Origin of the sequence: Campylobacter sp. BCW_4319, assembly GCF_001764435.1 — a bacterium.
In the GTDB taxonomy this organism is placed as follows: domain Bacteria; phylum Campylobacterota; class Campylobacteria; order Campylobacterales; family Campylobacteraceae; genus Campylobacter_D; species Campylobacter_D jejuni.
Genome location: NZ_MKAQ01000017.1, coordinates 76,219 through 91,185, shown reverse-complemented (window position 1 = coordinate 91,185; position 14,967 = coordinate 76,219). Strand labels below are relative to the sequence as shown.

Below are 14,967 nucleotides of genomic sequence, written 5' to 3'. Positions count from 1 at the left end.
CAAAGTAGAAATTAAAGCTAATTTGAGTAGAATTTAAGATTATTAAAAATTAGGTGGAAAAAATGGACTACAAAGAAACTCTATTTTTGCCCAGCACTACTTTTGCTATGCGGGCGAATTTAGCGGAACTTGAACCGCAAAGATTTAAAAAATGGTTTGAGCAAAATTATGCTTATGAAAAAATGAAAGAAAATCGCAAAAATGCGAAAAAAAGTTTTACCTTGCACGATGGCCCCCCTTATGCTAACGGACATATTCATATAGGACATGCTTTAAATAAAATTTTAAAAGAAACTATTATCAAAACGCATTATTTTAAAGGTGAGAGTGTGCGTTTTACTCCAGGGTGGGATTGTCATGGTTTACCTATAGAACAACAAGTAGAAGTAAAGCTTGGAGAAAAGAAAAAAAGCTTAAGCAAGAAAGAAATTCGTGAGTTTTGCAGACAACATGCGAGTGAATTTGTAGATATCCAAAGAGAAGAATTTAAAGATTTAGGCATTATTGCGGATTGGGATAAGCCTTATTTGACTATGAAATTTGAGTTTGAAGCAGCGATTTATAGAACTTTATGTGAGATTGCTAAAAAAGGCTTACTTTGTGAGCGTTCTAAACCTGTTTTTTGGAGTTGGGCGGCAAAGTCAGCTTTAGCGGAAGCTGAAGTAGAGTATCAAGATAAAGAAGATTATTCTATCTTTGTGGCTTTTGATTTAGATGTAAAAGCTTGCGAAAAATTAGGCGTTTCAAAAGCAAGCGCAGTGATATGGACAACTACGCCTTGGACTTTGGTGGCTAATCAAGCTATAGCCTTAAATCCTAACGAAAATTATGTGATCACTAAAGAAGGTTTGATTTTTGCAAGTGCTTTGCTTAAAAGCATGGTAGAAAAAGGACTTACAAGTGGAGAAATTCAAAAAGAACTCAACGCAAAAGAATTTGAAAAACTTGAAGCTATCAATCCTTTAAATGGAAGAAAATCTGTTTTAATCATGGGTGAGCATGTATTGATGGATGGTGGAAGTGGACTTGTACATACTGCACCAGGACATGGCGAAGATGATTACTATGCTTGTTTGAAATACGGTATTGAAGTTTTAATGCCTGTTGATGATAGTGGATGTTATGATGAAACTTTAAGAGCTAAAGGGCTTTTGCCTTCTCATTTGCTTGAAGAGTTTATAGGTCTTCATATTTTTAAGGCCAATGAAAAAATTTTAGAACTTTTAGGCGAAAAACTTTTACATTCTTCTAAATTTATACACTCTTATCCATTTTGTTGGAGAACGCATAAGCCTGTGATTTATAGAGCTACTAAACAATGGTTTATTTTAATGGATGAACCAAAACTTCAAGGAAAAACTTTAAGAGAGTGTGCAAAAGAACAACTTTTAAAAACAACCTTTTATCCGCAAAGTGGGGTAAAAAGAATAGGTTCTATGGTGGAAAATCGCCCAGATTGGTGTATTTCAAGACAAAGGGACTGGGGAACGCCTATAGCCTTTTTTAGAGATAAAAACACTAAGGAAGTGATTTTTGATGATGAACTTTTTGACTTTGTAGCAGCTATTTTTGAAAAACACGGTGCTGATGCGTGGTGGGAGTTTGAAATCAAAGATTTAATTCCTACAAATTCAAAATACAAAGCTGAAAATTTAGAAAAAGTATATGATATTTTAGATGTTTGGTTTGATAGCGGAAGTACTTTTAATGCAGTTTTAAATAGCGGACTTTATGACGCAGGAGAAAAAAGAGCAAGTATGTATTTAGAAGGAAGCGATCAGCATCGGGGTTGGTTTCAAAGCTCTTTGCTTGTAGGTACAGCGATCAATGAAAGCGCACCTTATGAAAGCATTTTAACTCATGGTTTTACCACCGATGAAAAAGGGCAAAAAATGTCTAAATCTAAAGGCAACGTGATCGCTTCTGAATATGTAGCAAAAACCTATGGAGTTGAAATTTTAAGACTTTGGATACTTTTAAGTGATTATTCAAGTGATTTAAAAATTTCAGACAATATCTTAAAACAAGTGGGCGAACAATACCGCAAAATAAGAAACACTATAAGATTTTTACTTGCTAATACCAATGATTTAAAAGATTTAGAAGTTAAAGAATTTAGTTTTATTGATAAATGGATATTAAGTCGTGCAACCAAAGTTTTTAAAGCAAGTAAAGAAGCATTTTTTGCTTATGAATTTGCCAAAGGTTTTAGTTTGCTTTTAAATTTTTTAAGTGCGGATTTAAGTGGGATTTATCTTGATATCAGTAAAGATAGGCTTTATTGCGATAGTGAAAATGCCCAAAGAAGAAAATCTGCTCAAGTGGCTATGGCTTTGATGGCAAAAGAGCTTTTAAATTTACTTGCTCCAAATTTAAGCTATAGTGTAGATGAGGCTCTAGAACATGCTAATGTTTTAATCAAAGGCGATGCAAAAGATGTATTTGATCTGAGTTTAACTCAAGATTTTGATTATGATTTTGGTATAGATGATACATTTTTAATGAGCGCTAGAGAGAAATTTTTTGAACAAATTGATATACTTAAAAAAGATAAAATCATTAAATCTACTTTGGAATTAAATTTAAACATCAGTTTTAATAAATTCCCAAATGAGGAATTAGCCGATTGGTTTATGGTAAGTCAAATCAGCAATGAAAATGAAGAAATTTTGGCTGAATTTGAAGTAGAGAATGAGAAATTTAAAATCACCAAAGCTTCACTTTGTAAATGCCCAAGATGTTGGAAACTTCAAAGTAAAAATGAAGAAACACCTTGTTTAAGATGTGAAGAAGTTTTAAAAGGAGTTCAATGCTAGAAAATCCGATTCCAAATAGTATTATCATCACAACTATAGCGGTGGTTTTGGCTTTTAGTGCTTTAGCAGTATTTTTGATCAAAAAAACAAAGGAAAATAAATGATAACTTTAAAAGAAGCTTTAAAATACTCCAAAGAAGAACTTGAAAATTTAAAAAAAGAACTCAATGAAAAAGCAAAAAAAGAAAAAAAATTAGGTGCTTATATTGAACAATTTTTAGATAAAGACTTAAGCGTTTCAGGTGAAGGTGTGCCTGTAGCTATAAAAGATAATATCAGCGTAAAGGGCTGGGAGCTTACTAGTGCGAGTAAGATTTTACAAGGTTATATTGCTCCTTATGATGCAAGTGCGATTGTTAATTTAAAAGCTAATGGTTTTTCTCCTTTTGGGCGTTGCAATATGGATGAATTTGCTATGGGAAGTTCAACAGCGAGTTCTTGTTATGGAAAAACTTTAAATCCTTTAAATTTTGAGCGTGTTCCAGGTGGGTCAAGTGGTGGAAGTGCTGCTGCGGTAGCGGGTGGCTTGGCTTTGGCAAGTTTGGGTTCTGATACAGGTGGATCTGTACGCCAACCTGCGGCTTTTTGTGGTTGTGTAGGATTTAAACCGAGTTATGGAAGAGTGAGTCGCTATGGCTTAGCTTCTTATTCTTCAAGTTTGGATCAAATCGGGGTTTTAACGCAAAATGTAGAAGATGCGGCAATTTTATATGATGCGATCGCAGGATATGACAAAATGGATAGCACAAGTGCAAATATCGAGTTTATCAAAACCGTTCCAAATTTAAATGCAAATAAAAAATTAAAAATCGCAGTGATTGAAAATTATGTCAATGATGCAGATAGTGAAGTAAAAAACGCACTTTTAAAAACCATAGATATGTTAAAAGCTAATGGACATGAGATTGTATATAAAAATTTGCTTGATTCTAAGTTTGATATTGCGGCATATTATATCATCGCAACAGCTGAAGCAAGTGCAAATTTAAGTCGTTATGATGGAGTGCGTTATGGCAAGCGTTCTGAAAATATCCAAAATTTAAAAGAAATGTATGTAAATACACGCAGCGAAGGTTTTGGCGAAGAAGTAAAAAGAAGAATTTTGTTAGGAACTTTTGTTTTAAGCAGTGGATATTATGATGCGTATTATATCAAAGCACAAAAAGCTAGAGCTTTTATCAAGGCAAAATATGAAGAAATTTTGCAAGATTGTGATCTTATTTTTATGCCTGTAACGCCTACGACAGCTTTTAAATTTGATACCCAAAAAAGCCCTATGCAAACTTATTTAGAAGATGTTTATACTATCTCTGTAAATTTAGCAGGGCTTGGAGGCATTAGTGTGCCTGTTGCAAAAGATAAAGAAGGGCTTAATATATCAGCACAACTGATTTGCAAAGCTTATGATGAACAAACCTTGTTAGATGGGGCTTTAAGTTTAGAACAAATGATTAAAAATTAAGGATGAAAGATGAAAATTGTAAAAAGAGCTTTAACTTTTGAAGATGTATTATTGCGTCCTGGGTATTCTGAAGTTCTACCTAAGGAAGTAAAAATTCATACTAAACTGACAAAAAATATCACTTTAAATATGCCTTTAATCTCTGCGGCTATGGATACAGTTACTGAACACAGGGCTGCTATTATGATGGCAAGACTTGGAGGACTTGGAGTGATTCATAAAAATATGGATATAGCCTCGCAGGTTAGAGAAGTAAAAAGAGTGAAAAAAAGTGAAAGCGGGGTGATTATCGATCCTATTTTTGTAAGTCCTAAAGCAAGTGTTGCAGAGGCTTTAGAAATCATGGCAGAGTATAGAATTTCAGGTGTTCCTGTAGTAGATGAAGATAAGAAACTAATAGGCATACTTACCAATCGTGATTTAAGATTTGAGAGCGATTTTTCAAATTTGGTTGAAAATGTTATGACTAAAATGCCTTTAATCACTGCTCCAAAGGGTTGTACTTTAGATGATGCGGAAAAAATTTTCAGTACCAACAAAGTAGAAAAACTTCCTATAGTTGATGAACAAGGACGCTTGGAAGGACTTATCACTATAAAAGATCTTAAAAAACGCAAAGAATATCCTGATGCCAATAAAGATAATTTTGGAAGATTACGCGTGGGTGCGGCTATAGGAGTAGGACAAATGGATCGTGTGGATGCTTTAGTTGAAGCGGGTGTTGATGTTGTTGTGCTTGATTCTGCGCATGGACATTCTAAGGGTATTATTGATACAGTAAAAGCGATTAAAGCTAAATATCCAAATTTAGATCTTATCGCAGGAAATATCGCCACTGCAGCTGCAGCAAAAGCACTTTGTGAAGCAGGAGTAGATGCGGTTAAAGTAGGTATTGGGCCAGGAAGTATTTGTACCACACGTATTGTTTCAGGTGTGGGTGTGCCTCAAATTTCAGCCATTGATGAGTGTGTGGAAGAAGCAAATAAATTTGGCGTTCCTGTGATAGCTGATGGTGGAATTAAATATTCAGGTGATATTGCAAAAGCTTTAGCCGTAGGTGCGAGTTCTGTTATGATAGGATCGCTTTTAGCTGGAACAGATGAGAGTCCAGGAGAGCTTTTTACTTATCAAGGAAGACAATATAAGTCTTATCGTGGTATGGGTTCGCTTGGGGCTATGCAAAAGGGAAGTTCAGACAGATACTTTCAGCAAGGTACTGCTCAAGATAAACTTGTTCCTGAAGGTATAGAAGGGCGCGTTCCTTATGTAGGAAGTATAAGAAGCGTGGTGCATCAACTTTTAGGAGGTTTGCGTTCTTCTATGGGTTATGTTGGAGCTAAAGATATAGAAGATTTTCAAAAAAGGGCTGAATTTGTTGAAATTACTACCGCAGGGCTTAAAGAAAGTCATGTACATGATGTTACTATCACTCATGAAGCACCAAATTACAAGGTCAATCATCAATGAGTTTTGAAGAAAATTTAAAACACGCTAATGAATCTTTGGAAAAATTAAACAATCAAGAGCTTGCCTTAGATGAAAGTGTAAAAATTTACAAAGAGGGTTTAGAAAGTATCAAAAAAGCAAGACTTGAGCTTGAAAAAGCAAAATTAGAAGTGGAGCAAATCGATGAGTAAAATAGCGGCTTTACAGTTTCCAACTTTAGCTTTAAGTGAATCAAGGCTTGATTATTATCTCAAAGCTTCAAAAGACAATGGGGCAAATTTAGTAGTTTTGGGCGAATATGTGATCAACAGTTTTTTTACAGAACTTTTGCATATGCCAAAAAATATGATAAAAGAACAAAGTGAAGCTAAAAAAGAAAGCTTGATTAAACTTGCTAAAAAATACGAATTAGAAATCATCGCTCCTTATGTAAGCGTTGAAGCTAAAAGTTATAAAAAACTTTGCTTAAAAGTGACTCCAAATGGTGTTAAAAGTTATGAACAGCAAATTTTAATGCCTTATGAACATTGGAATGAAGAAAAATTTTTCAGCAACAAAACTCCATCAGAATTAAAAATTTTTACTTTTAATTATGAAAAATTAAAATGTGCTTTACTTTTTGGTTTTGAGACGCATTTTGATATTTTTTGGCAACAGATTATGGCGAAAAAAATTGATTTGGTTATCGTTCCTAGTGCTTGTACCTTTGAAAGTAAACAAAGATGGGAAGAACTTTTAAAAACAAGAGCTTTTTTAAATTCTACAAGCATTTTAAGAGTAAATCGCATAGGCAAAACAAAAGATGAGTGGAATTTTTACGGCGATACTCTGTTTATCAATGCTTTTGGCGAGATAGAAAGTAAATTAGGTTCTGAAGAAGAAATGCTTATTATAGAGCCTAAAAAAAGTGATGAAGCAAGAAAACTTTGGGGTTTTGATAAAATTCTTAAGAATTTTTAAAGAAGGTAAATATGAGAAAAATTTTACTTCAAATTTTTATTTTTAGTGTATTATTTATAGTAACTTTTGCCATTAATCGTATTTTAATGCAAAATTCTTTCATCCCTACAGGTTTAATTAGTGATAAAAATGAAATCTTTTTAATGTATCTTTTGGGTGTTTTTCATGATATAAGATTTTTAAGCGCAGCGTTTTTACCATTCTTGCTTTGTGGTTTTTTAAGTTTAATTTTTTCTAATATAAAAATAAATAATAAGTTAGTAATATATAGTAAAAATTTTTATTTCATTTTTTCAAGCGTTTATATAATTGTTCTTTCTTGTCTTTGTATAGGATTTTCTTATGTAAAATACTATTATTACGAAATTTACAAGACTAAATTTGATATTTTTATGTTTACTCTAAAAGATGATAATACAAAAACTATTTTAAGTATTATTTATCATGATTATCCAATTTTAAAAATTTTAGCTTTAATGTTGATTTTTGGAGTTTTTGTATTTTTTTTAAATTTGAAAATATTAAATTTAAAGCTAAAACCTGTTAATTTAAGATTATTTCCCTTGATAGCTTTAAATTTAATATTAATTATTGTTTATGTTATAGCCTTAAGGGGCCCCTTTAAGCATGTGGCTATAAATGTACAAAATTATTCTTTTAGTGAGTATAGTGTTGTAAATGATACAATGTTAAATCCAATTATGGCATTTTCTTGGGCTTTAAAACAATATAAAGAAGAAGCGGCTTTGAAGGTTATCACACCTTTGAAAGCACAAGAACTTAAAGAAAAACTTTTTGATTATTTGCATCAAAGTCCTATAAATCTAAAAGCTGAAAAGAATCATCCTAGTGTATTTGTTAACTTAATGGAAAGTTTTGGGCTTAATTTGGCTGATTTTACAAATACAGAACATAATTTTTTAGGTTCATTAGATAAACATTTTAAGCAAGATTTTTTATTCAAACGCTTTTTGAGTTCTAGTAATGGAACTATACCAAGTTTTGCAAACTTATTTTTTGTAAGTCCATTTTCTAATATTTCTACAAGTAAATTTCAGAAAACTTATTTGGATTTAACACCTATTGCTGTTTATAAGAAAGCAGGATATAAGGTGATTTTTGTAAGTGCAGGTAATGGATCTTGGCAAAATATTAAAAATTATCTCAGTATTTTGGGAGTAGATGAGATTATAGATGAAAATATTTTAATGAAAGAGTATAATGGAGCAAAAGATAGTGAAAATGGTTATGGGATAGCTGATGAGTTTTTATATAAAAAAGTTTATGACTTGCTTCAAAAAAATCCACATAAAACCCTTATAATTGCTCTTACCATATCCAATCATCCACCTTATAAAATTCCACAAAATGATTTGCCAAAATTACAAAACATTCCACAAACTTTGCTTAATATGCTTCCTTATGAAAAAGATAAACAAGATAATATTATCAAAGCTTATACTTATGCAAATAATGAATTTGGAAAATTTCTAGATAAAGTAAAACAAAGTCCATTTAAGAATAGTGTTATTATAGCAGCAACTGGAGATCATAGAGTACGCGAAATGAGTATGGATTTAAATTCCCAAAAAGCTTTTGCTTATAGTGTACCTTTTTATCTTTATATTCCTAAGGATTTGCAAGATAATATTTATTATGATAAAGATCGTGTAGGATCTCATAAAGATATTTTTCCAACTCTTTATGCTTTAAGTTTAAATAATGTCAAGTATTTAAGCGTAGGCGGAAGAAATATGTTAGCAAGACCAAGTGATGAGAAATTAGAATTTGGGATCAACGATGCTGTATGGATTGATAAAAAAGGTATTTATAGTGGCGGTAAAGGGTATTATTTTGAAAGTAATGATACTTTAAAAGATATGAATAAAGCTTTTAACCTTGATGGTTATACTAAAGACTTTGATAAATTTTATAGAGAGTTAAATTTATATCAATTAGCCGAGCGTTTAGGCATTTCAAAATAGGATTTATATTTTCTTTTTAGTAAAAAAGTGCTAAAATTTAGCCTTTAAAGTATAAAGGTTTAAATGATGCAAAATATCCATTTTATCGGCATAGGCGGTATAGGAATTTCCGCTTTAGCAAGATTTTTAAAAGAAAAAGGTTTTAAAATTAGCGGAAGTGATCTTAAAGAGAGTAAAATCACTAAAGAACTAGAAAAAGAAGGGGTTAAGGTCAGCATCCCTCATCATAAAGACAATATTTTAAACAAAGATTTAGTTATTTATTCTGCTGCTATCAAAGAAGAAAATCCTGAATTTAAATACGCTAAAGAATTAGGCATTAAATGCCTTTCACGCAAAGAGGCTTTACCTCTTATTTTAGAAGATAAGCGCGTTTTTGCAGTTGCAGGAGCACATGGAAAAAGTACGACTTCAAGTATTTTAGCTTCTTTGCTTGATGATGCTTCTGTGATTATCGGAGCGATTTTAAAAGAATTTGGTTCAAATATGATTTATAAAGAAAGCCAAAACCTTGTTTTTGAAGCTGATGAGAGCGATAGTTCTTTTTTAAATTCAAATCCTTATTTGGCTATAGTTACTAATGCAGAAGCAGAGCATTTAGATCATTATGGCAATGAAGTTTCAAAACTCCATCATGCTTATACGCAGTTTTTAGATGTGGCTAAAATTCGCGTGATTAATGCTGAAGATGAGTTTTTGAAAAATTATAAAAATGAGTCAATCAAACTTTATCCAAGCAAAGATATCAAAAACTGCACCATGTGTATAGAAAATTTCAAACCTTTTACAAGTTTTGAGTTAAAAGATTTAGGTGAATTTAAGGTTTTTGGTATGGGATATCATTTAGCTCTTGATGCGTCTTTGGCGATTTTGGCGGCTCTAAATTTTTTAGATATAGAAACGATAAGAACTAGGCTTAAAAATTATCAAGGTATTAAAAAGCGTTTTGATATTTTACATGCTGATGAAAATTTGGTTTTAATCGATGATTATGGTCATCATCCTACTGAAATAAAAGCGACTTTAAGCGCAGCACAAGAATACGTAAAATTAGGTGGATATAAAAAAATCACAGCTATCTTTGAACCTCACCGCTACACGCGTTTGGCTACAAATTTAAAGGAATTTGCAAAGGCTTTTGAAGGTGTTGATGAGCTTGTAATTTTACCTGTTTATGCTGCAGGAGAAGAGCCTATAGAACTTGATTTAAAAGCGGTTTTTCCTAAGGCTTTATTTGTAGAAGATATCAAAAGAGAGGGTAAATTTTTAGTAGCTTCCAAGGGACAGGTTTTTGAAGAAGGGCTTATTATAGGTTTTGGTGCAGGAGATATCAGTAATAAATTAAGGCAAAAAAATGAGTAGGGTTTTTTTATATTTTTTAATTATTTTAATTTTAGCCTTAATCACTTTTGCTTTGCGTGAAAAATTAGGCAAAAAAACCAAACCTTTTTTTGGTATTTTACTTGTGATTTTTATTGTTTTAGCAGTATTTTTTGAATTTGAAAACACACAAAAAAGTCATTTAAGAACAGATATTATCGTAGCTTTTAATCAAAATAAAAATATTTTATGTAAAGATATCAATGTTTCTAAGGCGTATTTTAATTATGAATTTGGTACAGGAAGTTTTATTTCAAAGGATAATAATCAAAGTTTTAATTCTTTAATCATAGATATTAAAGATTGTAGGTTAAATGATGAATGATACAAAAGAAGAATTGATCTCAAAGCTTGATTTAAACAGCTATTTAGAAGAGTTTAAAGCCCTTTTTGCAAGAGATAAGGAGATTTTTTTACAAGGAGATTCTAATCTTCATTTTAAACGTATACATGAGCTTTGCGAGGTGGAATTTCCTACTATGCCAGAGCTTAGCAATCTTGATAAAGCCTTAGTGCATTTAAGCAAGCAAGGAATTTTACATTTAGATGAAATTTTTGAATTTGTAAAAATTTTTCGTTATTTTGAAAAGCTAAAAAAATTAAAACTAGGAACAAATTTAGACTCTTGGTTGCAAAAGATAGAATTTGTTAGCGGGGCTTTGGAGCTTTGTTTGAATTTCGATGAGAAAGGGGAATTAAAAGAAAGTTTAGATGAAAGACTTGTAGATCTTAATGCTGCTTTAAGATTAAAAAATGAAAACATAATAGTTGAGTTTAAGAAATTTTGCCATACAAAAGCTTTGATGCCTTATCTTATCGATACACAAATCCATCTTATAAGCAATCTTGAAGCCTTGCTTGTAAGAGGAGGGTTTAATCACGCCATTAAAGCAAAAATCATAGGTAGAAGTAGTGGCGGTGGCTTTTATATCGTGCCTTTAAGTGTTGAAAATTTGCAAAATGATATAGAAAAAATCAAAAATCAAAAAGAAGAAATTTATTATGAATACGCTAAAAATTTCTCAGCTTTTTTAGCAAAAAACCTACCTTTTTTAAAATTTATCAATACAGCCTTTGATCTTTTTGATCATTATAGTGCTAGGGTTTTACTTGCTAAAAAAAGGGATTTTGAATTTGTTTTGTGTGATCAAAGTACGGATTTGGTTCTTAAAAATTTCGCTCATCCTGCTTTAAAAAATCCAAAAAGCGTGAGTTTGGAATTTAAAAAACAAGTTTTAATCATCACAGGGGTAAATGCAGGCGGAAAATCCATGCTTTTAAAATCCATGCTAAGCGCAGCATTTTTAGCTAAACATCTTTTGCCTATGCATATCAAAGCAAGTGAAAGTAAAATCGGTGCTTTTAAAGAATTTGACGCTATTATAGAAGATCCGCAAAATGTTAAAAATGACATTTCAACTTTTGCAGGAAGAATGTTGCATTTTTCTAGGCTTTTTTCTAAGAAAAATTTGCTTTTAGGTATCGATGAAATAGAGCTTGGAACAGATTTTGAAGAAGCGGCTTGTTTGTATAGTGTGTTAATTTCAAAACTCATAACTAATAATCTTAAAATCATCATCACCACCCACCACAAACACCTTGTCATGCTTTTAGCAAAGAATGAGCAAGTTGAACTCATCGCTGCTTTATATGATGAAGAGCTTTCACGCCCAAAATACGAGTTTTTAAAAGGTACTATAGGAAAATCTTATGCCTTTGAAACGGCTTTGCGTTATCAGATTCCGCCGAATTTAGTTAGTGAGGCTAAAAAGCTTTATGGCGATGATAAAGAAAATTTAGAGGAACTTGTAGGTAAAAATATCAATCTTGAATTAGAACTAAAAGCTAAGCTTGAAAATGTTGAGAAAAAAGAGCAAAAAGTCGATGAAATTTTACTTTCTTTAAAAGATCAAAAAGAAAAAAATGAACAAGAATTTCGTACGAGTTTGAGAAATTTAGAATTTAAATTTCACAAAGCCATAGAAGAAGCTAAGAAAACCATACAGCTTAAAGACACAAAAGATAAGCAAAGAAGCCTTAATAAAGCCAATGAACTTAAAAAAGAAATCATCTTGCCAAGTATGGAGCAAAACGAAGAATTGCGTGTGGGGGATTTTGTAAAATATGAAAAAATTAAGGGTAAAATCATAAGCATTTCTAAAAACGATGCTATGGTTGAAAGCGATGGGATCAAACTTCGTGTGCCTTTAAAACTGCTTAAAAAAAGCACTCCTACACCTAAAATAAGTCCAAAAACAAGCATTAGTGTGGCAAAACCGACTAATCTTAGCGTTAGCTTGGATTTGCACGGGCTTAGGAGTGATGAGGCTATTTCAAGGCTTGATAAATTTATTTCAGATGCTTTGCTTGCAGGATTTGATGAGGTTTTGATCTATCATGGCATAGGCACAGGAAAGCTTGCCTTTGCGGTAAGAGAGTTTTTAAAAACTCACAAAAGTGTCAAAGGCTTTAATGACGCACCGATCAATCAAGGTGGTTTTGGTGCTAAGGTGGTGAGATTATGAAAAACATTATGATATTAAGCGGAGCGGGTTTGTCTGCTCCAAGTGGGCTTAAAACTTTTAGAGATAATGATGGACTTTGGGAAGAATACGATGTGATGGAGGTTTGCTCTGCAACAGGTTTTAGAAAAAATCCTAAAAAAGTACTTGATTTTTACGATGCAAGAAGGGCACAACTTCAAAATGTAAAGCCAAATCACGCCCATGAAAAAATCGCACAGTTAAAAGAAAAATGGGGTAAAAACCTTTTTGTCATCACGCAAAATGTAGATGATTTGCTAGAGCGTGCAGGGTGTAAAGATGTAGTACATTTGCATGGCTTTTTGCCCGAACTTCGTTGCCTAAAATGTGAAGGAATTTTTAATATAGGCTATGAAAAAATCATAGATAAACAATGTCCAAAATGCAAAAGTAAGGATTTAAGACACAATATAGTCATGTTTGAAGAGCAAGCCCCTGCTTATGCTACGCTTTATTCTTTGCTAAATCAAACTTCGCTTTTTATCAGCGTAGGCACAAGTGGGGCGGTTTTGCCTGTAGGGCGTTATGCTTCAATGTGCGAAAAAAGTATTTTAAATATCTACGAAAAAGATGCGAATTTAGAGCGGTATTTTGATAAAATCTACACTGAAGATATTATAAGCGCTATTGATAAAATCGCACTTGATATAGAAAATTTTATGAAAGATGGTAATGTTTGATTCTTTTTTAAGTGGAGTTTTTTTGGGCTTTGGAGTGAGTGTGCCTTTTGGACCTGTAAATATTTTGATTTTAACTTATGCACTAAAAGCTTTTAAAAATTCCATAGCTGTAGGACTTGGAGCATTTAGCATAGATATGCTTTATCTTTTTTTGCTTCAATTTGGGCTTTTAAATTTTTTAGGTAATGTTATTTTTATGCGTTCTTTGGCGATTTTTGGTTTTTGTTTTTTAACTTATATGGCGTATTTGATGCTAAGAAAAAAGAAAGAAAGCTTAAATTTAGAGCATAAAGAATTTAAAGAAAGTCTTTTGAAAAGTTATATTAAGGGAGCTTTTTTAAATGGTTCAAATCCTTTTGTGATAGGATTTTGGCTTAGCGCTGCAAGTGTGGTTTTAAGTAGTGATCATGCTTATTTGATGACTTTAGGGCTTGTTGTGGCTATACTTTTTTGGGTAAGTGCTTTAGCCTTTGTGGTGGCAAGATATAGTCATGTTTTTAGTGCAAAAGTTGTTTTTATAATCAATATAATTTCAGCTATAATTATAGAGTATTTTGCTCTTAATTTATTATATAAAACTTTCTTAGGATAAAAAATGAATGCAAAAGAATTTTTAATCGAACTTTTAAAATTTAAATCTGTTACGCCAAATGATGATGGAGCTTTAAATTTCATCGCTATGGAACTGAGTGATTTTGAAGCTTTTTTTATAGAAAAAGAAGGCATTAAAAACCTTTTACTCACTAAAAAATTTAAAGATGAAGGCGAGCATTTAGCTTTTGGTGGGCATGTAGATGTGGTGCCTGCAGGCGAGGGTTGGAGTAATAATGCTTTTGCGCCTGTGGAAAAAGAAGGCTTTATCTATGCAAGGGGTGCTCAAGATATGAAAAGCGGAGTAGCAGCCTTTGTAGATGCGGTAAAGAATGCGGATTTTAAAGGAGCTAGACTTAGCCTTATTTTAACAAGTGATGAAGAAGGCGAAGCTATATATGGAACTAAGGCTGTTTTAGAATGGATGCAAGAAAGAGATATGCTACCTGATTATGCTGTGGTTGCCGAGCCAACCTGCGTTAAAAAAATCGGCGATAGTATTAAAATAGGGCGTCGTGGTTCTATTAATGGAAAGCTTTTAATCCGTGGAAAACAAGGGCATGTTGCTTATCCTGAAAAATGTATCAATCCTGTGCATGATTTTGCGCCAGTTTTAAAGCTTTTAGCGGGTTTTGATCTTGATCCTGGAAGTGCTGAATTTAGTCCTTCAAAAATCGTTATAACTGATATTCGCGGAGGTATGGAGGTGTGTAATGTTACGCCAAATGATTTAAAACTTATGTTTAATGTTCGCAATTCCCCTGATACAAGCTTAGAAGATGTAAAAAGTTATGTAGAAAAAATTTGTCATGGTTTAAACTATGAGTTAGAGCTAAAACAATCAAGCGAAGCTTTTTTGACAAATATCGATAATAAAATCGTTCAAAAAATGAATGAAAGCGTTCAAAAAATCACCCATGAAGTGCCAGAGCTTAATACTAAAGGCGGCACAAGTGATGCAAGGTATTTTGCAAAATACGGTGTAAAGGTAGTGGAATTTGGGGTTTGTAATGATAGAATTCACGCTATTGATGAAAGGGTAAGTATAGAAGAATTTGAAAAACTTTGTCTTGTTTTTAAAGACTTGATAGAAAATTTTTAAAG

The 14,967-nt window shown here is 32.2% G+C and carries 13 protein-coding genes; all 13 read left to right on the top strand.

The genetic code is table 11. The annotated features are described in order from the left end of the window. The first annotated feature begins 62 nt into the window (after positions 1-62). The 13 genes from ileS (at position 63) to dapE (ending at position 14,965) form a co-directional block, all read left to right on the top strand. Positions 63-2,816, top strand: a complete 2,754-nt coding sequence (gene ileS, locus AJN56_RS06370; protein WP_009882673.1) for an isoleucine--tRNA ligase — start codon at positions 63-65, stop codon at positions 2,814-2,816. Then, a complete protein-coding gene (locus AJN56_RS06365; RefSeq protein ID WP_002869114.1) occupies positions 2,810-2,920 on the top strand; it encodes a membrane protein in 111 nt (36 codons plus the stop codon). Before ileS ends, AJN56_RS06365 begins: the two co-directional genes overlap by 7 nt. Then, positions 2,917-4,278 carry an Asp-tRNA(Asn)/Glu-tRNA(Gln) amidotransferase subunit GatA gene (gatA, locus tag AJN56_RS06360; RefSeq protein WP_002853884.1) on the top strand — a complete coding sequence of 454 codons (1,362 nt, stop codon included), beginning with the start codon at positions 2,917-2,919 and terminating at the stop codon, positions 4,276-4,278. Before AJN56_RS06365 ends, gatA begins: the two co-directional genes overlap by 4 nt. A gap of 9 nt (positions 4,279-4,287) precedes the next feature. Beyond that, positions 4,288-5,745 carry an IMP dehydrogenase gene (gene guaB, locus AJN56_RS06355; protein ID WP_002852968.1) on the top strand — a complete coding sequence of 486 codons (1,458 nt, stop codon included), beginning with the start codon at positions 4,288-4,290 and terminating at the stop codon, positions 5,743-5,745. Next, positions 5,742-5,915, top strand: coding sequence for an exodeoxyribonuclease VII small subunit (gene xseB, locus AJN56_RS06350; protein ID WP_002853034.1), 174 nt, complete (start codon positions 5,742-5,744; stop codon positions 5,913-5,915). The genes guaB and xseB overlap by 4 nt, the downstream gene beginning before the upstream one ends. After that, positions 5,908-6,684 (top strand): carbon-nitrogen hydrolase family protein, encoded by a 777-nt coding sequence (locus AJN56_RS06345; protein WP_002853489.1) that lies wholly within the window; start codon positions 5,908-5,910, stop codon positions 6,682-6,684. Before xseB ends, AJN56_RS06345 begins: the two co-directional genes overlap by 8 nt. Before the next feature lie 11 nt (positions 6,685-6,695). Then, positions 6,696-8,669, top strand: a complete 1,974-nt coding sequence (locus AJN56_RS06340; RefSeq protein WP_002853667.1) for an LTA synthase family protein — start codon at positions 6,696-6,698, stop codon at positions 8,667-8,669. Between the two features lie 63 nt (positions 8,670-8,732). Then, on the top strand, positions 8,733-10,031 hold the full coding sequence (gene murC / locus AJN56_RS06335) for a UDP-N-acetylmuramate--L-alanine ligase (RefSeq protein WP_079254189.1): 1,299 nt from the start codon (positions 8,733-8,735) through the stop codon (positions 10,029-10,031). Continuing rightward, the gene (locus AJN56_RS06330; RefSeq protein WP_002869116.1) at positions 10,024-10,374 is read left to right on the top strand and encodes a membrane protein; all 351 of its coding nucleotides are present in this window, start codon (positions 10,024-10,026) and stop codon (positions 10,372-10,374) included. The genes murC and AJN56_RS06330 overlap by 8 nt, the downstream gene beginning before the upstream one ends. Further along, entirely contained in the window at positions 10,364-12,574 is a 2,211-nt protein-coding gene (locus tag AJN56_RS06325) for an endonuclease MutS2 (protein ID WP_079254188.1), read from the top strand. The genes AJN56_RS06330 and AJN56_RS06325 overlap by 11 nt, the downstream gene beginning before the upstream one ends. Continuing rightward, positions 12,571-13,272, top strand: a complete 702-nt coding sequence (locus AJN56_RS06320; protein ID WP_002856616.1) for an SIR2 family NAD-dependent protein deacylase — start codon at positions 12,571-12,573, stop codon at positions 13,270-13,272. Before AJN56_RS06325 ends, AJN56_RS06320 begins: the two co-directional genes overlap by 4 nt. After that, positions 13,265-13,864, top strand: a complete 600-nt coding sequence (locus AJN56_RS06315; protein ID WP_002855900.1) for a LysE family translocator — start codon at positions 13,265-13,267, stop codon at positions 13,862-13,864. The genes AJN56_RS06320 and AJN56_RS06315 overlap by 8 nt, the downstream gene beginning before the upstream one ends. A 3-nt stretch (positions 13,865-13,867) precedes the next feature. Further along, entirely contained in the window at positions 13,868-14,965 is a 1,098-nt protein-coding gene (gene dapE, locus AJN56_RS06310) for a succinyl-diaminopimelate desuccinylase (protein WP_002869118.1), read from the top strand. Positions 14,966-14,967: the final 2 nt, after the last annotated feature.

Bases quoted from the DNA above. Each gene is read 5' to 3' on its own strand.
- ileS (WP_009882673.1), top strand. From the start codon at position 63: ATGGACTACAAAGAAACTCTATTTTTGCCCAGCACTACTTTTGCTATG.
- AJN56_RS06365 (WP_002869114.1), top strand. From the start codon at position 2,810: ATGCTAGAAAATCCGATTCCAAATAGTATTATCATCACAACTATAGCG.
- gatA (WP_002853884.1), top strand. From the start codon at position 2,917: ATGATAACTTTAAAAGAAGCTTTAAAATACTCCAAAGAAGAACTTGAA.
- guaB (WP_002852968.1), top strand. From the start codon at position 4,288: ATGAAAATTGTAAAAAGAGCTTTAACTTTTGAAGATGTATTATTGCGT.
- xseB (WP_002853034.1), top strand. From the start codon at position 5,742: ATGAGTTTTGAAGAAAATTTAAAACACGCTAATGAATCTTTGGAAAAA.
- AJN56_RS06345 (WP_002853489.1), top strand. From the start codon at position 5,908: ATGAGTAAAATAGCGGCTTTACAGTTTCCAACTTTAGCTTTAAGTGAA.
- AJN56_RS06340 (WP_002853667.1), top strand. From the start codon at position 6,696: ATGAGAAAAATTTTACTTCAAATTTTTATTTTTAGTGTATTATTTATA.
- murC (WP_079254189.1), top strand. From the start codon at position 8,733: ATGATGCAAAATATCCATTTTATCGGCATAGGCGGTATAGGAATTTCC.
- AJN56_RS06330 (WP_002869116.1), top strand. From the start codon at position 10,024: ATGAGTAGGGTTTTTTTATATTTTTTAATTATTTTAATTTTAGCCTTA.
- AJN56_RS06325 (WP_079254188.1), top strand. From the start codon at position 10,364: ATGATGAATGATACAAAAGAAGAATTGATCTCAAAGCTTGATTTAAAC.
- AJN56_RS06320 (WP_002856616.1), top strand. From the start codon at position 12,571: ATGAAAAACATTATGATATTAAGCGGAGCGGGTTTGTCTGCTCCAAGT.
- AJN56_RS06315 (WP_002855900.1), top strand. From the start codon at position 13,265: ATGTTTGATTCTTTTTTAAGTGGAGTTTTTTTGGGCTTTGGAGTGAGT.
- dapE (WP_002869118.1), top strand. From the start codon at position 13,868: ATGAATGCAAAAGAATTTTTAATCGAACTTTTAAAATTTAAATCTGTT.